Genomic DNA, 24,426 nt, shown 5'->3' with positions numbered 1-24,426 from the left:
GACGTTTTTTCGTACATTAAGGAAATGTCTCCCCGTATGCAGTTAAAGCTTTTTTGCCCTTTGGTTGTGTTTGCCTTATTATGTTTTTGCGCTTGTACCCCTGCTGGCGAATTGCAGCAACTGGACAGTAAAAATGGTTTTACGCTTGTACCTTCGCCAGAAAAGAGTCAGCGGGTGGCCAATTTTGCTGGCGGATGCTTTTGGGCAATGCAGGAATGTATGCGCGAACTCAAAGGGGTAAAGAAGGTAATCAGTGGTTATGCAGGAGGTGACTTGGCTAATCCAACCTACGAAATGGTGCTTGGTGGGAAAAGTGGTCATGCAGAAACGGTCCAGGTATATTATGACCCAAAAGTAATTAGTTTTGAGCAATTGACAGAAGCCTTTTTTTATGCCCATGATCCCACTCAGATAGACGGACAGGGGCCTGATCTGGGACGGGACTATCGTTCTATTGCTTTTTATCGCAGTACCCAGGAGTATAAAACGATCCGGAAAGTTATGGATAAAATAGACCGGAACGGACCCTATTCTGAACCTGTTTTGACCGAGCTCATGGCTTACAAAGTGTTTTATCCTGCAGAAACTTCACATCAGGATTATTACAGAAAACATAGCTGGGATCCTTATATCCGCAGGGTTTCAGTTCCTAAGGTTTTGAAAATGAAGCATTTTGTTTCTTATCTCGTTGATCCGAAATATCTGCATTAAATGACAAAATGAAGACTTAGTGTTTGTTTTTTGTCAGTGAACTATCAATAAAATGTCATCAATTATATTATAATCCTTTGCAAAGCGTTTGGGATCGTATATTTTTTATCTTTGTGGTCATTCTTTTATTAGGGAACCATCAATGAGAAAAAGTGCCATCATAGGATTAATCACCATCGCGATTTGTGTCGGCTTCCTGGTGAGCTTAAATGCAGATACCAGTAATTATTCTACTTTCACAGAGGCCTCAAAAGATGCAAGGGAGTTTCATGTCATGGGTTACTGGGAAAAAGAAAAAGGCATGTATTATGATGCCCAAAAGGATGCAAATCACTTTGCTTTTTACATGAAGGATTCCAAAGGGAAAGTGAATAAGGTGGTTTACAATGGGGCAAAACCTCAGGACTTTGAACGTTCAGAGAAGCTGGTCCTGATCGGACAAATGAAAAACGATACTTTTTATGCTTCCAAAATATTAATGAAATGCCCTTCTAAATACAATGATAATCTTGTGGAAGTGAAGCAGGACGGACAAGTAAAACAATACAACTAGTTTAATGGATATACAATTTGTTGGAGAGAACCTCCTTCCCGGTAAGATCGGACAATTTTTTATTGTTCTGGCATTTGCGGCTTCTCTGCTTTCTGCGATATCATATTTTTTTGCCACCAGGAATAAAGAAACTGAAGAAAAAAATGCCTGGCGCCGTTTGGGCAGAGTGGCTTTTACGATCAACTGGATTAGTGTAATTGGAATAGGTATAACGCTTTTTTATCTGATTCTAAACCATTACAATGAATATTATTACGTTTACTTTCATTCTTCCAAAGCCTTACCCGTTTATTACATCGTATCCGCGTTTTGGGAAGGACAGGAGGGGAGTTTCTGGCTTTGGGCCTTTTGGCAATCCCTGCTGGGGATGATCCTGATCTGGAAGGCAAAGTCCTGGGAAAATGGGGTAATGACTGTTGTCTCTTTTTCGCAGGTTTTTCTGACTTCTATGCTGCTGGGCGTAGAGATCCTGCACGAAAGGATAGGAAGTTCTCCGTTTATCCTGCTTAGAGATGCGGTAAACTTAAAGGATATGGCACCTGTGGTTTTTGCCAATCCTGAAAACTTTAAAAACTATCTTAAATTTATTACAGACGGAAGGGGATTAAACCCTCTGTTGCAAAATTACTGGATGGTCATCCACCCGCCAACATTATTTCTTGGTTTTGCCAGTATGGTTGTGCCATTTGCTTACGCGGTAGCTGGCCTTTGGCAAAGAAAATATAAAGAGTGGGTTAAACCGGCAATGCCCTGGGCGTTGTTTGCCTGTATGATCTTAGGTACTGGGATTATTATGGGGTCTTTCTGGGCCTATGAGGCTTTAAATTTCGGTGGTTTCTGGGCTTGGGACCCTGTTGAAAATGCGTCTATGATCCCATGGCTGATGCTGATTGGGGGGATCCACGTGATGATCGCTTATAAAAATACGGGGCATGCTTTCTTTACGGCCATTGTATTGGTCTTGTTGAGTTTTGTCTTGGTGCTTTATGCGTCTTTCCTAACCAGGAGTGGTATTTTAGGTGAAACCTCTGTACATTCCTTTACAGATTTGGGGATGTTTGGCCACCTGATTTTGTATAATGTTGTATTTCTTACTATTCCGGTATACCTGCTTATTTCCCGTTGGAAAGAACTTCCCATTACCAATAAAGATGAAGAAACTTATTCCAGGGAATTCTGGATGTTCATTGGTGCCCTGGTGGTGACTGTCGCCTGTATACAGGTAATTTTTTCGACTTCTGTACCTGTATTTAATAAAGCTTTTGGGACCAATTTTGCCCCTCCGGTTGATGCTATAAAATATTATAACCAGTGGCAGGCACCTTTTGCCATTCTGGTTACCATTATTTCGGGCTTCTCCCAGTTTCTGAAGTATAAAAGAACAGATACCCGTAAATTCTACAGTAGCCTGGTGGCTTCCCTGATCTTTTCCCTTGTGGCTACAGCGCTGTTCGTATGGATTACAGATGTTTATAATAACCTGATGTATATCCTGTTGACATTCAGTTGTGTATTTGCCATTTTATCAAATGCCCGCGTGGTTGCACAAGGTTTTGGCGGGAAGGCTAAACTGGTTGGTGCCGCAGTGGCACATATCGGTTTTGCTTTATTGCTTATGGGGGCCCTGGTTGCAGCCGCAACCAGTAAACCGATCTCCATCAATACTACTAATTTTATTCCGGTAAAGGATTTTGAAAAAGTTGAAAAACCAGGACAGAACATTGTCCTGTATAAAAACGAACCCAAAAAGATGGGGCGCTATACAGTGACGTATGTTAGTGATACGGCAGTTGCCCCAAATACCTATTACAAACTGAATTTTAAGGTAATAGACGAAAAAACGGGGACAATAAAAGAAAACTTTGATTTAAATCCGCATGTTCAGGTTAATGAAAAGATGGGACTGATTGCCTCTCCGGACACCAAACATTACCTGACGTACGACATTTATACCCACATCACCAGTGCACCGGATAAACAAGCCGATCATGGTGGACATGAAGGGCATACCGAAGAAGAAAATTACAAAGCCCCAAGGGTACTAAACGTGAGCACAGGCGATACCATTCATACCAGTAGCGGTATTATTACGGTAAAAAATCTGAATTTTAAACCGGTTGCCAAAGACCTCAGATTGGATGCAAAAGATGTAGCGGTAGGCTTACCACTGGAAATTAACCTGAATGGAAAAATTTATAAAGCAGAACCCATCTTTCTGGTTAAAGGAAACAATACTTTTGACTTTGCAAGAAACATCGATGACCTTGGCATCAGGTTAAGGTTCACAAAAATCCTTCCGGCAGAGAAAAAGGTCGAATTGCAGGTTTACGAAAAACCGCAACAGGCAAAAGACTGGGTGGTTTTCAAATCCATTGAATTTCCGTATATTAACCTTTACTGGGTAGGTACCATTGTAATGGTGGTGGGCTTCTTTATTTCTATTTTGAGACGTAAAAAAGAACTAAAAACGATAAAATGAGGGTAGTCTGCCTTGGATCCGGAAATGTGGCCAGTCATATGGCAGCTGCTTTTAAGGCTAAGGGAGCAGAATTGCTGCAAGTTTGGAGCAGAAGTCTTGAAAACGCTCAGGCCTTGGCTGGGAAACTAGGGGCTTTGGCAACCAATGATTTGGGAGAAGTAGATCTAACTGCTGATCTTTACCTTATTGCAGTTAAAGATGATGCCATAGCCAATGTTGCCGAACATTTAAGAGGGCTGAATGCGCTGGTTTTGCATACTTCGGGAGCAACCAGTATAGATGTTCTTAAAAAGCAGGGTCTTAAGCAATATGGTGTGCTTTACCCTTTGCAGACCTTTTCAAAGAGCAAAGCGCTGGATTTTTCTAAAGTCCCTCTCTGTCTGGAAGCAGACAGTCCCGAAACATTAATCCATTTGCAGGAAATTGCGGGGAGTTTAAGCCCTCTGGTGTATAACCTGAGCAGCGATGACCGTAAAATCGTACATGTGGCAGCTGTATTTGCCTGTAATTTTACCAATCACCTCTACCAGCTTGGTCAGGAAATTCTACAGCATCATCATTTGGATTTTGAATTACTGAAACCCCTGATTTTAGAGACTGCTGAAAAAGTCCAGGTAGCTTCACCTTTTGATGTTCAGACAGGTCCGGCAGTAAGAAATGATGAACAGACCATGGAAAATCATTTGGATCTGTTGAAAGACCGTCCGGATTTGGAGGAGATCTATAAAACTTTAAGTAAAAGCATAAAAAAAACATATCTGTAGGAAGTGCTTTAAAAAATTAGGTGTTTCTAACCGAATTGCCGTTTTTGCTTCTTATTTTTGCCAACAAATTATGAGTATTTTTAAACTAAGAATAAATTTTGAAGAAGAAGGTAAAGCGCCTGTTGAACTTCCTATAACTGGTGGCGAATCGGTTCTGGATGCCTGCCTTGATCATGGAATAGAATTGCAACACAATTGTGGTGGCGTTTGCGGCTGCAGCACCTGCCATGTATATGTGACAAAGGGAATGGACAATATCCAGGAAATTTCTGATAAAGAAGAAGATTTCATTGACAGGGCCGTCCGTCCGAAAATTACCTCGAGACTGGGTTGTCAATGTGTGGTCATAGATGGTGATATAGAAGTGACCATACCCGATCAGTCTGAGTTTTTAGGTCACTAAGTTCCTTATAAATAAGAAAATATATGCAAGATAAATTTGCCCTGCCAATTTACTGGAATGATCACGAAGACATTGCCCAGGAGTTATATGAAAAATTTGGTGCTGAATTTAATGAGGCCAAAATTTACCGCATCCGTTTTACAGAGTTGCTGGAATGGGTTCTGGAACTACCTAATTTCAAAGGGACCAGAGAAGAAAGCAATGAAGGTCATCTGGAGCAAATCCAGTCTGCCTGGGTGTATGAATGGAGGGATAATCAGGATTAAAGATGTTTCTGCAAAAACTCAGCGAAATCACGACATTGATTTTTGATGTCGACGGTGTATTGACCAATGGCGATATCCTCGCTGCTCAGGATGGCGAGTTTTTGCGCACTTTTAATATTAAAGATGGTTATGCACTTCAGCTTGCCGTCAAAAAAGGCTATCATGTCTGTATTATTTCTGGTGGTAATGGTGCTGCAATGCGAAAACGTTTTGAAGGCCTGGGTATACAGCACATTCATCTGGGAGTTTCTGACAAAGTAAAAGTCTATGAAGATTTTTTACAGCAGCATCAGATAGAAGAAACTGCTGTGTTGTATATGGGTGACGACATTCCTGATTATAAAGTGATGAAAAGAGTTGGCCTACCCCTTTGTCCGGCGGATGCCGCCGAAGAGATCAAGGCCTTGTCTATATACATTTCCCCAAAAAATGGTGGAAAGGGTGCCGTTCGGGATGTGATCGAAAAGGTAATGCGGGTTCAGGAAAAATGGTCCGATGAAAACCCTTCAGCTGCCGATTCCGGAAGATAAATTTACTTTAGCCTACATTCTGCTTGTTTGCAACAAATTAATTACGCAGGGTCATTAAACCTTTACGCTTTTTTTTTCTCCAAACCATACAAAACATAAACAAATAAACTGTGTGGTTTTCCCATGACCGGGGCCCATCAGATTAATGAACCCTAAAAAAGAGAAAATTATGAAAAAGTTATTGATGATCTGCGGATTGTTGTTTAGTGTAATCACATTTGCAAATGCACAGGATGGCGGCCGTAAAATGGCTGATCCGGCCGAAAGAGCAAAAAGAAACACCGACAGACTGGCTGAAAAACTGAACCTGAACGAAGATCAGAAAACCAAAGTCCTGGCAATTTTCACAGATCAGGCTACACAGATGGGCAAAATCAGAGAAGAAAGCAAAGGAGACCGCGATGCGATGAAAACTAAAGTAGAAGCCTTAACAGCGGATACAGATGGTAAAATTTCTGCGGTACTGACTGATGATCAGAAAAAACAATATGAAGCTGTAAAAGCTGCCCGTAAAGAAGCCATGGAAAAAAGAGGAAGTGGTGGGGGAGGCAACCAATAAACTTCAATAATTAAAATAATAAAAGCGGCTCCTGGCCGCTTTTATTATTTTAGCAAAAAAAAATATATGTACCAGCAAAGTCTGCCAATTATACTGGCCTCTAAATCTCCAAGACGACAGGAATTGTTAAAAGCAATGGACCTTGATTTTAAGGTTGTGCTTAAAGAAACTGATGAAAGTTATCCGGAAGGTCTTTCCCCTGCAGAAATTGCAGTATATATTGCTGAAAAAAAAGCGGATGCTTTTCTGGGTGCCTATGCGCAAAGCATTGTGATTACCGCCGATACCATTGTCGCTTTTGAGGATGAAATTATGGGTAAACCGGAAAATGCAGCACACGCTGAAGATATGCTGACCAAACTTTCAGGCAATACACATGAAGTATTTACAGGGGTAAGTCTGATTTATGGGGAAAAGATGTTGTCTTTTTACGATGTAACCGAGGTTTCTTTCAGACCGCTGAGCACAGAACAGATCCGATATTACATCCAGGAACATGAGCCTTATGATAAAGCAGGTTCCTATGGTATTCAGGGATGGATTGGAATGGTGGCGGTTGAAAAAATTATTGGCTCCTATACCAATGTGATGGGCTTGCCTACAGAACGCTTGTACCGGGCACTTTCTGCTATTTAGTTTGAAGCAGGTGGTATAACACCCCCATTTTGAGGTCGTAGCTGGAAAGTTCTATTTTCTTTAAGCCAGTTTTATCCAAGACATAATTGGTTAACAGGACCGCAAGAACGATCATATCGACCCTTAAAGGGATTAAACCTTCCATTTCGGATCTTTCTGCATGAGTAGATGTGATCAGGTGACTGGAGAGCTTTTTATAGCCTTCCAGGGGAATAGAACAACTGGGGCGGGTTCCAGCAGAAGGATCTTTAAGGATCATCGTTGCAAAAGTTTCAAAAGCACCTGCTGAACCAATTAAAATTTCAGGCTGATACTTGTTACAGGCCTCTTTCAGGCTGGAAAGTTCTGCATCCAGGTGTTTAGTGATCAGGGACTGGTCTTTTTTAGAAATGGGGTCGGATTTGAAATAAGCCTGCATCAAACGCGCGGCCCCAAGGTTATAACTTTTTTTCCAGAAAAGCTCGTCCGGGCTGCACAGAATAAATTCCGTGCTCCCACCACCTATATCCATAATCAAGGACATCTTTTGAACAGCACCGCTGGCCTGAACGCCTTTGAATATATATTCTGCTTCCCGGTCACCACTAATGACCTCAATATCGATCCCGGACCTTTCTTTCGCAGCCTTTACAAAGTCGGTGCCATTCAAGGCACTTCTGATTGCGGAAGTAGCTGTTGCTTTGACTTTTTTTATCTGGTAGCGGTCAATTTGTTCGCTAAACTGTTTTAAAGCCTGAAGCCCTCTTTCGAAGGCTTCAGGTATAATAATATTGTCGTTAATTCTTCCTTCCCCAAGTTTTACGGGGATGTTGGTTTTATAGAGAACTTTGATCTGATCAGAAAGATCCGCAATAACTAAATGAAAAGTATTGGTGCCTAAATCGATTACTGCTGCTCTCATAAAATTGTCTTTCTGCAAAGATATTAATTCTTATAAGCAAACCATTTGATCATTTCCTTAAAGCTGGCTTTTTTACCATACATTAAAATGCCCACTCTGTAGATCCTGGAGGCAATCCATACCGTTCCAATAAAACCGATGATCATCAGCCCCATAGAAAGAGCAAGTTGCCAGTCTGGAACACCATAGGGTAAACGGACCATCATGGCAATCGGAGAAGTAAAAGGGATCACAGATAACCAGAAAGCAAGGGGGCCATAAGGATCATTGGTGACCACACTTAGGGACAAAATATAACCAAAGAGCAAAGGCATCATCACCGGCATCATAAACTGTTGAGTTTCGGTTTCATTGTCTACTGCCGAGCCGATGGCTGCATATAAAGCACTGTAAAACAAGTAGCCGCCAATAAAGAAAAAAACAAATACGGTAATGATTTTAGTAACAGGCAGGTTCGTAAGGCTTTTTTGGATATTGGAAAAAGCCGGGTTACCAGCTGCCGCAACTTTAGCGCCAGGCATGTTTTTAGTCTGAACCTCGGTGGCCTGGATACTTTGTTTCATTTCTTTATCTCCGACAAAAGCTTTCATGGCGACCGTAGAAATGGAGGCTGTCAATACAATCCACAAAATAAACTGGGTTAGGCCAACCAGGGCAATGCCAATAATTTTACCCATCATTAGTTGAAAAGGTTTTACAGAAGAAATCATTACTTCTATGATCCGGTTTGTTTTTTCTTCGATTACGCCCCTCATGACCTGTACGCCATACAGCATAATGAACATAAACATCAGGATACCGGAAACATAAGCAATAATGGTGCTTGCGCCAGCACTGGAATCTTCTTCCTTACCTGTGTCTGCTATCTTTTTGGTGTCTATTTCCACAGAGGTTTTCAGTTTGTCAAGATCTTTCTGCGCTATGCCAGAGGCTTTCAGTTTTTGGTTGCGAATCAGTTCTTCTATATCATCTGAAATTTTACTGCTCAGTGCCAGACCGGCTTGTTTGCTACCCAGGAGCTGGATACCCTTAGGGTCATCTATGCTGAAATCGGGCAGATACAAAATATAGTCATAACCCGATTTATTAATCGAAGATTTTATCTCTTTGAGTGACTGAGGCACGTAAACATAAGTCCTGTTTTTTGTGGAGGGCAGTTGGGTGGTCAGGGTTTTGTTTTCATTGACAACGGCAATTTTATTCACTGTACCGGTAATGCCCTGTACCGAAAAATAAATAGCAATTCCGTAAAACCCGGCTATGATAATAGGGGTTAACAGGGTCATTACAATGAAAGACTTTTTCTTAACCCTTGATAAATATTCTCTTTGTATGATTAGTAAAATTTTGTTCATGGCTTAGTTCGTTTGTTTAACCTTTTCAATAAAAATATCATTCATTGTTGGAATCACTTCATCCAGCCGGTGAATGGCCACATGAGGTAATAAGGCAGATAAAAGTTGATTGGCGGTGGTCCCGTTTTGCAACTGGACTTTAATCCGGGTAAGGCCTTTATGCTCATCGGTTTGTAAAACGTGAAAGAGTTCAGTGGCCTGACTGGTGTTGTAATCCCCTTGGTATTCCAACCAGAAGGTATTGTTCCTGTACTGGTGACGGATGTCTTCCACCGACCCGTCAAGGATCTTTTTGGATTTATGTATCAAGGCAATCTGGTCGCATAATTCTTCTACGGATTCCATCCGGTGCGTAGAAAAGATGAAGGTACAGCCTTGCTTGTTTAGCTCCAGAATCTCATTTTTAATGATGTCTGCGTTAACTGGGTCGAAACCGGAAAAAGGCTCATCCAGAATGATCAGTTCTGGTTGGTGGAGCACGGTGGCCACAAACTGCACTTTTTGTTGCATCCCCTTACTCAGGTCTTCTACTTTTTTGTTCCACCAACTGCCCATTTCCAGTCTTTCAAACCAGTATTTAATTCTTTTTGTTGCTTCTGCAGTGCTCAGACCTTTTAATTTGGCCAGATACATGACCTGTTCACCGATTTCCATTTTTTTATAGAGACCACGTTCTTCAGGCAGATAACCGATTTGTGAGATGTGATCAGAATTCAGGCGTTGCCCGTTAAAAATAACTTCTCCGCTGTCAGGGGCTGTGATTTGAGTAATGATCCTGATGAGAGAAGTTTTGCCTGCACCATTGGGTCCAAGAAGTCCGAAAATCTTGCCTTGTTCTATTTCCAGGCTTACATCATCCAGGGCACGGTGTGTGGCATACTGTTTTACAATGTTTTTTACGCTGAGCATGTTGATTTTAAATGTTTGGTTTTTTAGTGCTTGTTTTTAATTGTTCACTCCAACAAGTTCTTCATTAGTATCACAAAATGAAATAACGTTACAGTTTTTTTGGAAATAAAGATGCTTTTGTAGCTAAGGTATTACAAAACAATTGTTTGTGGTAAAAAAAAAGCCGCCCATAAGGCGGCTTTAAAAAAAAACTAAATTGTTATTCAAAATATTCTTTCATCTTCTCAAAGAAGCTTTTGTCATTTTTACCTGGCTGAGGTTTAAAATTAGGCGATTCCCTTAAACGCTCCAGCAGCATTCTTTCTTCACTGCTTAATGCTTTCGGCGTCCAGATGTTTACATGAATGATCTCATCTCCACGGTGGTAAGAATTGATTTCAGGAATGCCTTTGCCTTTTAGGCGTAATAATTTTCCACTCTGGGTACCAGGTTCAATTTTGATTTTAGCTTTCCCATCAATTGTTGGTACTTCAGCGCTATAACCCAGGGCAGCATCAATAATGCTTACGTGAAGATCATACACTACATTATTGCCTTCGCGTTTTAAGGTCTCATGAGGAAGCTCCTCGATCAGAATGATCAAATCTCCCGGAATACCACCATTAGGGGCAGCATTACCTTTTCCGCTCATGCTCAGCTGCATGCCGTCGCTTACACCTGCAGGAATGTTAATGGTGATGGTTTCCTCACCACGTACGGTACCTTCCCCATGACAAGCGTTGCATTTTGAAGTGATCTGCGATCCCGATCCGTTACAGGTAGGGCAGGTAGAGGTGGTTTGCATCTGGCCCAGAATGGTGTTGGTTACTCTTCTGACAGAACCACTTCCTCCGCAGGTTTTACAGGTGCTGATCGACGAACGGTCTTTTGCGCCTGAACCATCACAGGTTTTACAGGTAATCTGTTTGTTGACCTTTATTTTTTTCTCTGCACCATTGGCAATTTCTTCCAGGGTGAGTTTTACTTTAATTCTAAGATTAGAACCTTTAGCGACACGTCTGCCACTTCTGGATTGACCGCCGCCACCGAAAAAACTTTCGAAAGGACTGCCGCCGCCGCCACCAAAGATGTCTCCAAACTGACTGAAGATGTCCTCCATGTTCATGCCGCCGCCGCCATAACCGCCGCCTGATGCACCTCCCACACCGGCATGACCATAATGGTCATAACGCTGTCTTTTCTCTGGATTACTTAAAACTTCGTAAGCCTCTGCTGCCTCTTTGAATTTTTCTTCAGCAGCCTTATCATCCGGATTTTTATCCGGGTGATATTTAATAGCAAGCTTACGGTAAGCTTTCTTTATCTCTTCGACAGAGGTGTTTTTACTCACCCCCAGCACATCATAATAATCTCTTTTGCTCATAATATTAACTACCCACTACAACTTTGGCAAAGCGGATCACTTTGTCATTTAAGGTGTAACCTTTTTCTAATACATCTATAACTTTTCCTTTAAGCTCATCATTAGGAGCAGGGATTTTAGTGATGGCTTCATGAAGGTCTGTATCAAAAGGAGCACTGTTGCTTTCCATTTCTTTCAGGCCTTTTTGAGCCAGTATATTTTTTAACTTATGGTGGACCAGTTGTACACCTTCACTAATTGAGGCTACATCGGTCGCATTTTCCATAGCTTTGTTTGCACGGTCAAAATCATCCAGAACAGGCAGTAAAGAAATAATGACATCCTTGCCTGCCGTTTGTAAAAGTTCTACACGCTCTTTTTGAGTCCTTCTTTTAAAATTATCAAATTCAGCAAACAGGCGCAGGTATTTATCATTCAGAGCGGTATTTTCCTGCTCCAGTTTTTCTTCAGCTGTCAATGCTGCTGGTTCTGCAATTTCAGGTTCAGCAGCCTGGTTTTCTTCGTTGGGCAGTTCGTTATTTAACGGCTGCTCAGCAGTTTTATCTGCACTTGGATTTTCGTTATCGTTATTCTTCTTCTTGCTAAACATGGTATAGTAGAATTTTTGGTGGTAAACTCAAAAGTTTTGCCAATGAAAAAAATCAGCCATGCTGTCAGTTATTCTTTAACTATCTGAACAGAATGGCTGAAAAATGATTTTTTTGTCAGATGATTCAGGAGATTGTGGCGTCTTCATGAACGACACCACCTTCACATTTAATGATCCTTGAAGGCATTGCCCGGATGATGTGATAATCATGGGTAGCCATCAGTACGGCCGTACCACTTTGACTGATCTGCTTAAGCAACATGACAATTTCTTCCGAAGTATCCGGATCCAGGTTTCCTGTAGGCTCGTCAGCAAGGATAATTTCGGGGTTATTCAATAAAGCCCGGGCAATAACGATCCTTTGCTGCTCACCTCCGGAAATTTCATGAGGCATTTTTTTGATTTTTGAACGCAGGCCAACTTTGTCCAGAACATCCTTAATCCTTTCCTGAATGAGGTTCTGGTCTGTCCAGCCGGTAGATTTTAAAACAAATTCCAGGTTTTTTTCAATCGTGCGATCGGTCAGCAACTGAAAATCCTGGAAAACAATTCCCAGTTTACGTCTTAAATAAGGAACCTCTTTTTCTGCCAGTTTTTTTAGGTCAAATCCTGCAATTTGTCCTTCGCCATTACCAATATGGAGGTCACCATAAATGATTTTTAGTAAACTGCTTTTTCCCGAACCGGTTTGGCCGATTAAAAATACAAACTCACCCTTGTTAATGTTTAAATTCACATTAGACAGCACCAGGTGCTTTTGCTGAAAAACATCTACATTCTTTAAATTGATAACTGTGTTTTCTGTCATGCTTAAATATCTAGTTTTGCGATCTGCCCAAAGGGCAGGTCTTTGATTATATCCATAATGTAAGGCAGTTTATCTCCCAGGCCCAGCTTATCAAGTGATTTGTCCGGCCGGTCTACCCTGAAATATGCCAATAAAGTGAATTTCTCATCCCTTAATTGTACGTAATCCGGAATTTTGGCGATGCCTTTTACTTTGATAACATACATTGTTCAAAAATAGTATTTCAAAATGATAAAAATGGAAAATTGTATCAGGGCATATGCACCTGCATCTAAATCTTGTTCAAAAAGGCGATCGTGTCTACATTGTCTGCATAATCCCATAACCTTGGATATTGACTCTGTCCAAATTCAAGTATAGTTGTGTCGAGGTTTAAATTTGCCAGGCTAATCACACATTGTATATTGTTTTCTTCTGTCCGGAGTTTTTCTTCTACCTCTGCCAGGTCTCGGTAATGTTCATAATAAACCACAGCCAGGGGAGAGCTCAATGAAACATCTTCCTTCATCAGTAAAAAACCATTGTCAAAATGTTTTGCCGAATTAACCAGATAAATAGACTTATTGTAATCGTAATTGTTATTGTATTTAAAATGGTTAATGATGGGCTGGAAACTTTCCAGGGGCTCAAAGAAATTTTTAATCTCATAATCCTGGGGTAAATAGATTTTGGAGACATTTCTGCAGCCCAGACCAAAATAATCAAAAAGGTCATGGCCAAGGGCCTGGATGTCTTTTGGATCTTCAGATCCGGTGAGTACCGCTACACTGTTGCGGTTTCTACGGATGATGTTGGGTACTTTTCCAAAATAATAGTCAAAGTATCTGGAAGTATTGTTGCTCCCGGTCGCAATAACGGCATCAAAATCTTTTAACCGTTCGGCGTAAATTATTTTTTCAGCAAACAAAGGTTCTATGGCAATCAATTCTTCCAGCAGGGCGGGCAGCAGCTTGTCGTCCGAAGAGGATAATTTGATGAGGGCTTTATGGCCGGTGGCCAGTACGGACAGGACATCGTGAAAACCCACCATTGGAATATTTCCAGCTAGAATCAGACCAATTGTTTTTGGAACAGGGCTCAGTTTAATTCCTTCAAACCATTTTTCCAGGTCCTTTTCATTTAACATAAAATGTAGTGAAGCGACCGCTCTTTCTACCTCTGCAGATGTGAACCAGGCATTTGTGGCAGAACAGGATTCCATGAGAGTTTTAAATTTTCCTTCAGGCCGACCTAGCCAGGTGCCAAGTTTTTTGAATGCAATAATTATTTTTTCTGTGCTAAGGCTGGACATATTGAAACTAAAATTAAAGTATAAGTGTTATATTTGCACTGCAAAGTTAACCTTAGCAATAGATATACACGAAGACATGGCTATTAAAATAACAGACGAATGTATTAACTGCGGAGCATGTGAGCCTGAATGCCCTAATAATGCAATTTATGATGCAGGCACGGCCTGGAGATTTTCAGATGGTACCAACTTAAGCGGTATCATTGATTTTGGTAATAAAGAAATTGATGCAGAAGCGAGTCAGGAAGCAGTTTCTGATGAAGTTTATTATATTGTTTCAGATAAATGTACCGAATGCAAGGGGTTTCATGACGAACCTCAATGTGCGGCGGTTTGTCCGGTAGATTGCTGTGTGGATGATGAAGATATCCGTGAAACAGAAGAAGAACTGCTGGCTAAAAAAGCATGGCTGCACCAGGAAAATTAAGAATAAAAGCTTAAAATTTAAAAGCCATCCCATAAAGGTGGCTTTTTTTATGCTCACAAATTTATCCCTCCTTCACACTTTGCTCATACCTTGTTCACACCTAACCCACAAAAGAGTACCTTTTTGTGAACAAAGTGTGACCCAGGTGTGCACCAGGTGAGCACCAGGTGAGCACCAGTCCTTCAGTTGTACAAGTGTCAGACTTCGGCTTTATTGGGTACAATCAAAACCGGACATGCCGATTTTCTGGCTACATGTTCAGCTACACTGCCCATCAGAAAATGATACAGCCCGGTCCGTCCGTAAGTCCCGATCACAATCAGGTCTGAACCCCACTGGTCTGATTGCTGGATGATGCCATGGGCGGCACTGTCAACAACACTCAGGTAGGATGTCTTTATTCCCTGACTATACTTATTTTCCATTTCTTTTAAGAGCAAATGACTATTTTCTTCGCTGTTGTCGTAGGTTTCCAGAAAAACAGGAGCCATCGAAAGATCTGGGTTGATGTTAGCAGGTACGGGCTCAATAATATTGACCAGGGCCACCTCTGCTCCAAAGGTTTTGGCAATTTCATAACCTGTTTTTGCTGCTTTTTCTGAACAGGTGCTGTTGTCCACCGCGATTAATATTTTTTTTACGTTCATGATTCAAATGTGTTATGTGCTGTATATAACCAGTTTTGGTCTTGAATTGTTTCTCTGCCTTGAAAGATAAAGTTCTTTAAATTATTTAAATCCTTGCCTTTTAGGTAATTCCTTTATATAAAAATACAAAATTTATGTGGAGTATTTATTTTGGTCCAGGCATTAACCTGGAGGTTAGATAAATTGTTTAAACTTTAATCGTTTCTATAATTTTGTTGATTATTTTTATCGTCTGGACTTAATATCTAATTATGGAACAACAATTTGGTGTCTGCAGGGTATCCATAGCTCCCCTGAGGTCAGAACCAAGAGATCAGGCTGAAATTGTTTCCCAACTGCTTTTTGGGGATTTTGTAGAGATTACAGAAAAAACAGAAAAATGGTGGCGCGTCAAGAATGCTTTTGACGATTATGAAGGCTGGATGGACTTTAAACAACTGGAGCTGCTTTCTGCGGAATCCTATGTCCGGTATGGGAACAGTAATTATCTCGCTCCTGCAGCTTTAAACAATAGCCTGATTGCAGAAGATGGAAGCCGGTTTTATTTAGGGGCAAGCAGTAGTTTACCAGATTTTCGGGATGGGTACTGCCATCTTGGTGACAAACGGTTTAAAGTAGATTTTGAACCATTACAGGTAAATTATAAGGAGCCTGCAGGTGCATTGAGCAACCTGGCCCTGTTTTTTCAAAACGCACCTTATCTTTGGGGAGGAAGAACACTTTTTGGAATAGATTGTTCCGGTTTTGTGCAGTCTGTATTTAAAATGGCAGGGGTTAAACTCAAAAGAGATGCATCCCAACAGGCCGAAGAAGGCACACTGGTCGATTTTTTGCCTGAAGCCAGGATGGGGGATGTCGCTTTTTTTGACAATCCGGAAGGCCGGATTACCCACGTAGGAATTTTACTGAATCATCATGAAATTATTCATGCTTCAGGTAAAGTACGGATTGATCCAATTGATGATCAGGGTATATTTAATAAAGAACTGAATAAATATACCCATCAGTTGAGGATCATTAAAAGATTTATATAACCTTTTAAGTCCAGGTCCAGATTTTAATGCTGCGGTCATCACCGGTAGAAATCAGGTGTTTTCCATCTTGCGTCCAGATCATTTTGTTGATGGAATGAAAATGGCCCTCAATACCTTTTTCTATGCTCAGGATTTTGTACAATTTAAAACTGGAGCTGTCCCATAATTTTATGCTCTTATCCTGGCTGCAGGTGGCAAAATAGGGCAGGTGGGGGTGAAAAGCAATACTGTAAACACTAAACAAATGTGCGGGTATATTTTTCTCCTCCTTATAGCTTGGCAAGCCCCATACCTTCAGTTGTGCATCCCGGCTTCCAGAAATCATATATTTTCCGGAAGGTTCATATTGTATGGAGGTTACCGGAAAGCTATGGGCAGGAATTTCCTTTAGCAAACTGTAATCCTCTGAATTGTACAGGCGTAGTATACCGTCTTTTGCACCCAGGGCGATCTCTTTTTCATCCGGACTGACAGCAATTACACGGACAGTATTGTTCAGGACCTGAAAATGGTACAGGAGAGAAAAGTCATCCAAAGACCATATGGCCAGACTTCCATCTTCTCCTGTACTGAGCAATTCATTTTTGTAGGCAATTGTTTTTAAATCAAAAACCGCTTTTTGATGATGTTTTAAAGTAGCCAGGATCTTTTGTTGCTGAAGGTCAAAAACCTGGATCAATCCGCTCCTTTGAGCAATAAAGAGCAGGTGCTTATAGCGGTGCAAGGCGTAGACAGAGCTCTGTACAGGAACCAGAACCTTTACAAAAGCCATCTCATCAAGAGACCATTCCACAATACCTTTATCGTTTCCGGCACTATAAAACCTTGTAGGGTCTGGTGCCAGGCTTAGTGCATACACCGGATTCTGATGGCCACTGAGGGTGTGCTGGAGTTTGATCATTTGAGTTATTTCTGATGTCTGCTTTCCAGGTTAAGTGCAATGTCACCAAGGGTTTTGCCTTTTTCTTTTAACAGGACCAGTAAGTGAAAAATCAAATCCGAACTTTCATTGACAAAATCTACATCGGTTTCGTTTAATGCTGCGATAACGGTTTCTACGCCTTCTTCTCCTACTTTTTGCGCAATTTTGTTCAAACCTTTTTTCCGGAGTTTATTGACATAGGATTCTTCGGCAGGGTTGGCATAACGATCTGCAATAATGTTTTCCAGTTCAAAAAGAAAGTTCTGATTAAAACTGGTTTTAAAACAACTTCTGCTTCCTGTATGACAGGTTGGGCCGGCTGGTACGACTTTGATCAGCAGGGTATCGTTGTCACAATCCAGATGAACCTCTTGTACTTTTAAATAGTTTCCACTGCTTTCTCCTTTGGTCCACAAACGGTTTTTTGTGCGGGAAAAAAAAGTAACAACGCCTTCGGCCTGTGTTTTGGACCAGGCTTCAGCATTCATATAGCCAAGCATCAGTACTTCCAGGGTCTGTACATCCTGGATCACTACCGGGACCAGACCGTTGCTTTTATCAAAATCTATCTTCATCTGTTTACAATCTGACGGGTATACCGTAGGTTTTTAATTCTTTTTTTAAATCGGGAATGTTGATTTCCCCAAAATGAAATACGGAGGCCGCCAATGCGGCATCTACGGCTGTTTGAGTAAATACTTCTGTAAAATGTGCTGTTTTTCCGGCTCCTCCCGAAGCAATGACGGGTATATTGATGCTTGAGCAAACCTGATCCAGCAGCCTGCAATCAAAACCTTGCTTGGTGCCATCATGATCCATAGAGGTCAGCAAGATTTCCCCTGCACCCAGTGATTCAGCTTCTTTGATCCAGGATAGTGTATCCAGTTCTGTAGCCAACCGACCCCCATTAAGGTGTACCAGGTTTCCTTGCCCGGTTAGTTTTGTGTCAACTGCCACTACAACGAATTGTACTCCGAATGCTTCGGCAAGTTCCTGAATCAGGGCAGGCCTTCTCACAGCAGCTGAATTGATGCTGATTTTGTCGGCCCCGGAATTCAGTAAGGCTTCGGCATCGGCAACAGAGCTGATGCCCCCACCAATGGTAAAGGGAATATTAAGTTGCCTGGCCACAGCTTTGACCATTTCAATGGTGGTGCCTCTTTTTTCATGGGTAGCGGTAATGTCCAGAAAAACCAATTCATCTGCACCTTGCTGTGCATATTGCCAGGCCAGCTGAACAGGATCACCGGCATCTTTAAGGTCTACAAAGTTAACACCCTTCACCGTCCTTCCGTCCTTAACGTCCAGACAAGGGATAATTCGTTTACTGAGCATGCCTTATAAGGATGACATGGCTTTCAGGTTCCATTCCTTAATCTCTTCAATGGTGATGCGGTTTTCATAAATGGCTTTGCCCACCACGACTGACCGGATGTCAAGACTTGATAATTCTTCTATGTCTTTCATAGAACTGATACCACCTGAAGCAATAAGTTTGATAAATGGAGAATGTTCCAACAATTTTTTATAAAGGTCTACTGCTGCGCCGCCTAGTTTACCATCTTTATTAATGTCGGTACACAGGAATCTAAAAAAGCCCAGTTGAAGGCACCTGTCCACATAGTCCATTAATTTTATAGGGGAGCTTTCCATCCACCCGGAATATTTGATGACCTCATCCAGAACATCAATTGCAATGACAATACGATTGGCGTAATCATATTTTTTTCCGACTTCTTTGCTTAATTCCTCCAGGAAGCTGGGGTTGGTGATGGCTTGAGTGCCCACAATAACACGGTGGATACCCGAATCCAATAAATTGGTGACTTGTTCTATGGTGCGAATCCCGCCACCATACTGAACGCGCATATCTGTTTTTTTGATGATTTCAAACAAGGCTTTTTGATTGCTGAAATCGCCTTTTGCACCATTTAAGTCAATAATATGTATAAACTCTGTACCATTGGACCGATAAGTTTCTATCATGTCGGCAATGGAAACATCATAAACTGTTTTTTGATTGTAGTCGCCCTCTCTTAAGCGGACCACTTTTCCATCTAAAATATCAATTGCGGGAATAATGTACATGTTATTGTTTTATAGTTGAAAAATTCTTTAATAAACGTTCACCGGCAGCCCCGGATTTTTCCGGGTGAAATTGCAGGGCGTAAAAATTATCTTTTTGTATTGCTGCTGAAAAACGGATCCCATAGTTTGCAGTTGCGATGTCAAAAATAGGGTTATATTCGATAAAGTACGAATGCACAAAGTAAAATTGTGTCTGATTATCAACACCTTCAAATAATAAATTGTTTTTAAATTCGACATTGTTCCAGCCCATATGCGGAATCTTGATGTTTTGTTGTTTGTCAAACAGCTTTGTGCGGAGCGGAAAAATATTCATCAGTTTTACATCCCCTTCTTCAGAATGCTGTGTCAGCAGCTGCATGCCAACACATATTCCTAGAACCGGCTTTTTAAGGCTTTTTAAGGCATTTACCAGTCCGGTCTGTTCCAGTTTTTTCATCGCTGCTGCGGCATGGCCTACACCAGGGATGATGATGTGACTGTATTTTTCCAGATCTGCTTCTGTATTAATCATTCCGTAATCCAGATTTAACCGCTGGAGTGCGGAAGTTAGTGAAAAAATATTGCCTGCTCCGTAATTTACAATCCCAATCATTTACAATACACCTTTAGTACTTGGTAAGACTAATTTTTCAGCGTCCCGTTTAATGGCCATTTTTATGGCTTTAGCAAATGCTTTGAAAATGGCTTCGATTTTATGATGTTCATTTTCGCCTTCTGCTTTAATGTTCAAATTACATTTTGCAGCATCACTGAACGATTTGAAAAAGTGATAAAACATTTCTGTAGGTACATCACCAACTTTTTCCCTTTTAAAGGCGGCCTCCCATACAATCCAGCTGCGGCCCCCAAAATCTATAGCAACCTGTGCCAGGCAGTCGTCCATTGGCAGACAAAAACCATAACGCTCTAGTCCCAGTTTATTCCCAATGGCTTTGGCAAAGGCCTCCCCAAGAGCAATCCCTGTATCTTCAATAGTATGGTGCTCGTCAATTTGGAGGTCTCCTTTGGTTTCAATGTCCAGGTCTATACTACCATGACGGGCAATCTGATCGAGCATATGATCAAAAAAATGGAGGCCAGTATGGATGTTTGCTTTTCCCGTACCATCCAGATCTATGTCAATACTGATTTTTGTTTCATTGGTGTTGCGCTCATGGTGCAGCCTTCGGCCACCCGCTTTCAGGAAGGTATAAATGTCTTCCCAGCTTTTGGTTTGCAAGGCAATGCTGTCCTTAAGGTTGTCAATGGTGCCCAGGGCTTCTGCGGCACCCAGGGCATCGTTGTTCCGGATAAAAATTCCTTTGGCGCCCAGGTTTCGGGCAAGAACCACATCATTAAGACGGTCACCGATTACATAGGAGTTTTCTAAATCATAATCTTGCTCAAAGTACCTGGTCAGCAGTGCAGTTCCGGGCTTACGGGTAGGTGCATTGTCCCTGGGAAAAGTCCTGTCAATGGCCTGTGCACTAAATTCAACGCCTTCAGCAGCAAAAGTTTTCAGGATAAAGTTGTGTACGGGCCAGAAAGTATTTTCAGGATACACCGAAGTGCCCAGTCCATCCTGATTGGTGACCATAACCAGTTCAAAGTCAAGTTCCCTGGCAATCCTGGACAGATAATATAGAGCCATTGGATAAAACTCCAGTTTTGCAAAGGAATCAATCTGTTCATCTTCCGGTTCAAGGATTAGGGTACCGTCCCGGTCTATAAATAATACTTTTTTCTTCATGAGGTTTAAATGGATTTCAAAGCTTGTACAAGATTTTGGTTTTCTTCCGGTGTGCCAATCGTAATTCTCAGGCAGCCTTCACATAAGGTTACTTTTGAACGGTCCCTTACAATGATGCCCTTTTCAACAAGTGCATTATAAGTGTCCAGTGCTTGTTCTACTTCCACCAGAATAAAATTGGCATCTGAAGGATATACCTTTTTTACTTTGGGCAGCCCTTTCAGCGCTTCCGATAGCGCTTCCCGCTCCAGTACAGTAGATTGAATCCATTGGTTCACCTGTGTAAGGTTTTTAAGGGCTTCAAGTGCAAGATTCTGTGTGGCCTGATTGATGTTATAAGGGGGTTTGATTTTATTCAGAATGTCAATGACCGGGCGCGGGGCAAAAGCCATGCCCAGACGTAAAGCGGCAAGTCCCCAGGCTTTGGAAAAAGTCTGAAGAATCACCAGGTTCGGATACTCGGTTAGCTCCTGGATAAAGGTTTTTTGTTTGGCATAATTGATATAAGCTTCATCAATCACGACAAGACCTTTGAAATTGGCCAGAATGGTTTCGATATCTGTACGGATAATAGAATTTCCGGTCGGATTGTTTGGTGAGCAGATGAAGATCAGTTTGGTGTGCTCATCAATGGCCTCGGCAATACCTTCCAGGTCCAGCTGGAAATTTGGAAGCAGGCTTACCTTGCGCAGTTCCACGTTATTGATTCCGGCTGACACTTCATACATTCCATAAGTGGGCGGGAGTACAATGACATTGTCCCTTCCAGGTTCACAGAAAGCCCTGTAAAGCAAGTCAATTGCTTCATCACTTCCGTTCCCTAAAAAAGTGTTTTCAATAGGTACACCTTTAATTTTGCTGATGGCCTCTTTCAGGTCCAGCTGAAGTGGGTCGGGGTAACGGTTGTAGTTTTGTTCCAGCGGGGAACCGTAACTGTTTTCATTGGCATCCAGAAATACACTGGCTTGCCCTTTATATTCATCCCTGGCGGTAGAATAGGGGCGCAGGTTTTTTATGTTTTCGCGTTGCAGGTTGTTAATATCCATCTTAATTCTTTAAACGAATGCTTATTGCATTTTGGTGTGCCTGCAGGCCTTCGGCTGCTGCAAGAGTTTCTACGGTTGGACCAATGTTGCGCAGCCCCTGGGGACTGATGTGCTGAAAAGTGATTTTTTTAACAAATGAATCGACAGATACCCCAGAATAAGACCGGGCAAAACCACTGGTGGGAAGGGTGTGATTGGTGCCAGAGGCATAATCGCCAGCACTTTCTGGTGTCAGGTTTCCAAGGAAAACAGAACCGGCATTGAGGATCAGGGGAACCAAGGCCTTATACTTTTCTGTAGCTATGATCAGGTGCTCGGGTGCATAAAGATTGGAGAACTTCATACCTTCTTCAACAGAAGAAACCAATAGGGTGTAGGAATTCTCTATCGCTTTTGCGGCGATGTCTTTTCTTGGCAGTGCGTCCAGTTGCAAATTGATTTCTTCAATGGTTTTTCTGATGATATCTGGATCAGTACAAACCAAAATGGACTGGCTGTCTGTACCGTGTTCAGCCTGGGCCAGTAAATCGGCCGCAAGAAAAGCAGGGTTTGCACTTTCATCTGCAAGGACCAATACTTCTGAAGGCCCGGCAGGCATATCTATTGCGGTTAATGTACTCGACTGTATTGCCTGTTTAGCTGTGGTTACATAGCGGTTTCCCGGACCGAATATCTTGTCTGTTTTTGGAATGCTTTCGCTACCGTACGCCATTGCAGCAATAGCCTGCGCTCCGCCTGCCAGAAAGATTTTGTCAATGCCCAGTAGTTTTGCACAGTAAGCGAGGTAACAATTGGTTTTTCCGTCAGATTGTGGTGGCGAGCAAACAATAATTTCTTTACAACCGGCCAGCATTGCAGGTATGGCCAGCATCAGAAAGGTGCTGGGCAATACAGCTGTGCCTCCAGGGATATAAAGTCCCACCCTTTCTATAGGGCGAGCCTCTCTCCAGCAATTTACCCCTGGCATGGTTTCTATGATTTCTTCGGGGTTGATCTGCGCGGCATGAAATTTCCGGATGTTTTGATAGGCCTGGTCTATGGCTTTTTTTGCCTCCACGGGGATGCTTTGTGAAAGATTGTCCAATTCCTGTTTATCCAGAAAAATCTTCTGTAATGCAACTTTATCAAAGGCTTTAGCATAGTCAAAAAGAGCAAGGTCTCCCCGGGCTTTTACCTGTGATATGATCTCCTGAACCGTTTCTGCTATACTGCGGTCATCTTCCTGTTGTCGCAAGCATAGTTCCTTAATTTTTTGTTCAGATAAATCTTTATAATTATAGATTTTCAATGTCTTATGTTTTTTGATTAACTAATAGTTAATGGTTGTTTTGAGAACAACAAGGCTGATCAGGTGATTATTTTTTCAATGGGCATCACCACAATACCTTCTGCACCGGCCGCTTTGAGCAGATTTATTTTTTCCCAGAAATCATGTTCTGCAATGACAGAATGAACCGCTACCCAGTCTTGATCAAACAGGGGTACAACCGTTGGACTTTTTACGCCGGGCAACAATTCCACCACTTTTTTAAGATCGGTTTTTGCAACGTTGAGCACCACATATTTGGTCTCCTTTGCACGAAGTACCGAACGGATCCGCTGCATCAGTTCCTGAACTTCGGGATTGAATTCTGTACCTTTATTTCCAATTAGGACAGCTTCGGATTTCATGACCTCGGCAAATGGTTTAAGCCCGTTGCTTTTGAGCGTACCACCGGTTGAAACAATGTCACAAATGGCGTCACTTAATCCAAGCCCCGGACCAATTTCTACGGAACCTGAAATGGTACGTACCTGTACATTTGGAACTGCATTTTGCTGTAAGAATTTTTCCAGAATAACCGGGTAGGAAGTGGCTATGGCCAAACCCTCGAGTTCGGATATCTTTGTGATGTTGCTGTTGTTGGGTACGGCAATTTTTAGCGTACATTTTCCAAAACCCAGTTTTTGTAAATAGGTCACATCTGCCCCTGTTTCAGTAATCACATTTTCACCTACAATTCCCAGGTCTGCAATGCCATCCTGTACATATTCAGGGATATCGTCGTCACGCAGGAAAAGAATTTCAAGTGGAAAATTGGTTACTGAGGAAATGAGGGAACTTTTGTAGTTTTCAAAGGAAAGGCCACAATTTTTTAGAATCTCTACTGATTTTTCGTTTAATCTACCCGATTTCTGGATAGCTATTTTAAGTGTTTTCACTATTGCTGATTATGGTATGGAACAAGAAAATAAAATTCGGAAACAAGTTTTGAAGTACAAAACATTACATATACATCGCCGACAGGCGATGGTGCAGATGTAAGTGATGGTTCAAATGTTTTTTCATTTATTATAAGTTCCTAATCGTTAATGCAATGCATCAGGAGGAAATGCAAATATATTGATTGGATTGACAATTCAAAAATAAATG

General features: G+C 41.7%; 29 protein-coding genes. 11 read left to right on the top strand and 18 right to left on the bottom strand.

Annotated features, from left to right (window positions below; all coding sequences use genetic code 11):
* The first annotated feature begins 36 nt into the window (after nt 1–36).
* The 9 genes from msrA to B0O44_RS11650 all read left to right on the top strand — a co-directional run bounded on the left by msrA (nt 37) and on the right by B0O44_RS11650 (nt 6,901).
* Nucleotides 37–711 (top strand): peptide-methionine (S)-S-oxide reductase MsrA, encoded by a 675-nt coding sequence (msrA, locus tag B0O44_RS11690; RefSeq protein WP_170123322.1) that lies wholly within the window; start codon nt 37–39, stop codon nt 709–711.
* A 142-nt stretch (nt 712–853) separates the two neighbouring features.
* On the top strand, nt 854–1,264 hold the full coding sequence (locus tag B0O44_RS11685; protein ID WP_110830604.1) for a cytochrome c maturation protein CcmE domain-containing protein: 411 nt from the start codon (nt 854–856) through the stop codon (nt 1,262–1,264).
* A 4-nt stretch (nt 1,265–1,268) separates the two neighbouring features.
* On the top strand, nt 1,269–3,743 hold the full coding sequence (locus B0O44_RS11680) for a heme lyase CcmF/NrfE family subunit (RefSeq protein WP_110830601.1): 2,475 nt from the start codon (nt 1,269–1,271) through the stop codon (nt 3,741–3,743).
* Nucleotides 3,740–4,507, top strand: a complete 768-nt coding sequence (locus tag B0O44_RS11675; RefSeq protein WP_110830599.1) for a Rossmann-like and DUF2520 domain-containing protein — start codon at nt 3,740–3,742, stop codon at nt 4,505–4,507. The genes B0O44_RS11680 and B0O44_RS11675 overlap by 4 nt, the downstream gene beginning before the upstream one ends.
* 70 nt (nt 4,508–4,577) lie before the next feature.
* Nucleotides 4,578–4,910, top strand: coding sequence for a 2Fe-2S iron-sulfur cluster-binding protein (locus B0O44_RS11670; protein WP_110830597.1), 333 nt, complete (start codon nt 4,578–4,580; stop codon nt 4,908–4,910).
* Nucleotides 4,911–4,933: 23 nt separating this feature from the next.
* Nucleotides 4,934–5,176: a Fe-S cluster assembly protein IscX gene (gene iscX, locus B0O44_RS11665; RefSeq protein ID WP_110830594.1), complete on the top strand. Its 243-nt coding sequence runs from the start codon at nt 4,934–4,936 to the stop codon at nt 5,174–5,176.
* 2 nt (nt 5,177–5,178) lie between these two features.
* Nucleotides 5,179–5,706 (top strand): KdsC family phosphatase, encoded by a 528-nt coding sequence (locus B0O44_RS11660; RefSeq protein WP_110830592.1) that lies wholly within the window; start codon nt 5,179–5,181, stop codon nt 5,704–5,706.
* A gap of 169 nt (nt 5,707–5,875) precedes the next feature.
* Nucleotides 5,876–6,265, top strand: a complete 390-nt coding sequence (locus B0O44_RS11655) for a DUF4890 domain-containing protein (protein ID WP_110831920.1) — start codon at nt 5,876–5,878, stop codon at nt 6,263–6,265.
* A 66-nt stretch (nt 6,266–6,331) separates the two neighbouring features.
* Nucleotides 6,332–6,901 carry a Maf family protein gene (locus B0O44_RS11650; RefSeq protein ID WP_110830590.1) on the top strand — a complete coding sequence of 190 codons (570 nt, stop codon included), beginning with the start codon at nt 6,332–6,334 and terminating at the stop codon, nt 6,899–6,901.
* Here B0O44_RS11650 and B0O44_RS11645 read toward each other — a convergent pair.
* From B0O44_RS11645 to B0O44_RS11610, 8 genes are all read right to left on the bottom strand, one after another.
* Entirely contained in the window at nt 6,894–7,802 is a 909-nt protein-coding gene (locus B0O44_RS11645) for a Ppx/GppA phosphatase family protein (RefSeq protein ID WP_110830588.1), read from the bottom strand. The genes B0O44_RS11650 and B0O44_RS11645 overlap by 8 nt on opposite strands.
* 23 nt (nt 7,803–7,825) lie before the next feature.
* Complete coding sequence (locus B0O44_RS11640; RefSeq protein WP_110830586.1) at nt 7,826–9,157, bottom strand: ABC transporter permease; 1,332 nt, start codon at nt 9,155–9,157, stop codon at nt 7,826–7,828.
* Between the two features lie 3 nt (nt 9,158–9,160).
* On the bottom strand, nt 9,161–10,066 hold the full coding sequence (locus tag B0O44_RS11635) for an ABC transporter ATP-binding protein (protein WP_110830584.1): 906 nt from the start codon (nt 10,064–10,066) through the stop codon (nt 9,161–9,163).
* 199 nt (nt 10,067–10,265) lie between these two features.
* Nucleotides 10,266–11,429 (bottom strand): molecular chaperone DnaJ, encoded by a 1,164-nt coding sequence (gene dnaJ, locus B0O44_RS11630; protein WP_110830581.1) that lies wholly within the window; start codon nt 11,427–11,429, stop codon nt 10,266–10,268.
* A 4-nt stretch (nt 11,430–11,433) separates the two neighbouring features.
* Nucleotides 11,434–12,018: a nucleotide exchange factor GrpE gene (locus B0O44_RS11625; RefSeq protein ID WP_110830579.1), complete on the bottom strand. Its 585-nt coding sequence runs from the start codon at nt 12,016–12,018 to the stop codon at nt 11,434–11,436.
* 124 nt (nt 12,019–12,142) lie between these two features.
* The gene (locus tag B0O44_RS11620) at nt 12,143–12,826 is read right to left on the bottom strand and encodes a cell division ATP-binding protein FtsE (RefSeq protein WP_110830576.1); all 684 of its coding nucleotides are present in this window, start codon (nt 12,824–12,826) and stop codon (nt 12,143–12,145) included.
* A 2-nt stretch (nt 12,827–12,828) separates the two neighbouring features.
* Entirely contained in the window at nt 12,829–13,032 is a 204-nt protein-coding gene (locus B0O44_RS11615; protein ID WP_110830574.1) for a fructose-6-phosphate aldolase, read from the bottom strand.
* A gap of 65 nt (nt 13,033–13,097) precedes the next feature.
* Nucleotides 13,098–14,027: an acyl-CoA reductase gene (locus B0O44_RS11610; protein ID WP_317047146.1), complete on the bottom strand. Its 930-nt coding sequence runs from the start codon at nt 14,025–14,027 to the stop codon at nt 13,098–13,100.
* Between the two features lie 166 nt (nt 14,028–14,193).
* Between B0O44_RS11610 and B0O44_RS11605 the strand changes: the two genes are divergently transcribed.
* On the top strand, nt 14,194–14,544 hold the full coding sequence (locus tag B0O44_RS11605) for a 4Fe-4S dicluster domain-containing protein (RefSeq protein WP_110830569.1): 351 nt from the start codon (nt 14,194–14,196) through the stop codon (nt 14,542–14,544).
* 197 nt (nt 14,545–14,741) lie between these two features.
* On the opposite strand, the gene B0O44_RS11600 is transcribed toward B0O44_RS11605, so the two are convergent.
* Nucleotides 14,742–15,191, bottom strand: coding sequence for a universal stress protein (locus B0O44_RS11600; protein ID WP_110830567.1), 450 nt, complete (start codon nt 15,189–15,191; stop codon nt 14,742–14,744).
* 251 nt (nt 15,192–15,442) lie between these two features.
* Here B0O44_RS11600 and B0O44_RS11595 point away from each other — a divergent pair, with 251 nt between their 5' ends.
* A complete protein-coding gene (locus B0O44_RS11595) occupies nt 15,443–16,225 on the top strand; it encodes a C40 family peptidase (protein ID WP_110830564.1) in 783 nt (260 codons plus the stop codon).
* Between the two features lie 4 nt (nt 16,226–16,229).
* Here the strand turns inward: B0O44_RS11595 and B0O44_RS11590 are convergent, their stop codons facing one another.
* The 9 genes from B0O44_RS11590 to hisG are packed head-to-tail and all read right to left on the bottom strand — an operon-like array spanning nt 16,230 to nt 24,215.
* Nucleotides 16,230–17,126 carry a WD40 repeat domain-containing protein gene (locus B0O44_RS11590; protein ID WP_110830562.1) on the bottom strand — a complete coding sequence of 299 codons (897 nt, stop codon included), beginning with the start codon at nt 17,124–17,126 and terminating at the stop codon, nt 16,230–16,232.
* A 5-nt stretch (nt 17,127–17,131) separates the two neighbouring features.
* Nucleotides 17,132–17,722, bottom strand: coding sequence for a bifunctional phosphoribosyl-AMP cyclohydrolase/phosphoribosyl-ATP diphosphatase HisIE (hisIE, locus tag B0O44_RS11585; RefSeq protein ID WP_110830560.1), 591 nt, complete (start codon nt 17,720–17,722; stop codon nt 17,132–17,134).
* A 4-nt stretch (nt 17,723–17,726) separates the two neighbouring features.
* Nucleotides 17,727–18,482, bottom strand: a complete 756-nt coding sequence (gene hisF, locus B0O44_RS11580) for an imidazole glycerol phosphate synthase subunit HisF (RefSeq protein ID WP_110830558.1) — start codon at nt 18,480–18,482, stop codon at nt 17,727–17,729.
* A gap of 3 nt (nt 18,483–18,485) precedes the next feature.
* Nucleotides 18,486–19,235, bottom strand: coding sequence for a 1-(5-phosphoribosyl)-5-[(5-phosphoribosylamino)methylideneamino]imidazole-4-carboxamide isomerase (gene hisA, locus B0O44_RS11575; RefSeq protein ID WP_110830556.1), 750 nt, complete (start codon nt 19,233–19,235; stop codon nt 18,486–18,488).
* A gap of 1 nt (nt 19,236) precedes the next feature.
* Nucleotides 19,237–19,830, bottom strand: a complete 594-nt coding sequence (gene hisH, locus B0O44_RS11570; protein ID WP_110830553.1) for an imidazole glycerol phosphate synthase subunit HisH — start codon at nt 19,828–19,830, stop codon at nt 19,237–19,239.
* A complete protein-coding gene (gene hisB, locus B0O44_RS11565; protein ID WP_110830551.1) occupies nt 19,831–20,967 on the bottom strand; it encodes a bifunctional histidinol-phosphatase/imidazoleglycerol-phosphate dehydratase HisB in 1,137 nt (378 codons plus the stop codon). It lies immediately after the preceding gene.
* A 5-nt stretch (nt 20,968–20,972) separates the two neighbouring features.
* Nucleotides 20,973–22,013 (bottom strand): histidinol-phosphate transaminase, encoded by a 1,041-nt coding sequence (hisC, locus tag B0O44_RS11560; protein WP_110830549.1) that lies wholly within the window; start codon nt 22,011–22,013, stop codon nt 20,973–20,975.
* Nucleotide 22,014: 1 nt separating this feature from the next.
* Nucleotides 22,015–23,301 (bottom strand): histidinol dehydrogenase, encoded by a 1,287-nt coding sequence (gene hisD / locus B0O44_RS11555; protein WP_110830547.1) that lies wholly within the window; start codon nt 23,299–23,301, stop codon nt 22,015–22,017.
* 59 nt (nt 23,302–23,360) lie between these two features.
* Nucleotides 23,361–24,215: an ATP phosphoribosyltransferase gene (gene hisG / locus B0O44_RS11550; protein ID WP_110830545.1), complete on the bottom strand. Its 855-nt coding sequence runs from the start codon at nt 24,213–24,215 to the stop codon at nt 23,361–23,363.
* Nucleotides 24,216–24,426: the final 211 nt, after the last annotated feature.

Origin of the sequence: Pedobacter nutrimenti (assembly GCF_003208655.1) — a bacterium.
Lineage (GTDB): Bacteria > Bacteroidota > Bacteroidia > Sphingobacteriales > Sphingobacteriaceae > Pedobacter > Pedobacter nutrimenti.
The sequence above is the reverse complement of the archived record's forward strand: the minus strand, read 5'-3'. Positions and strand labels throughout refer to the sequence as shown.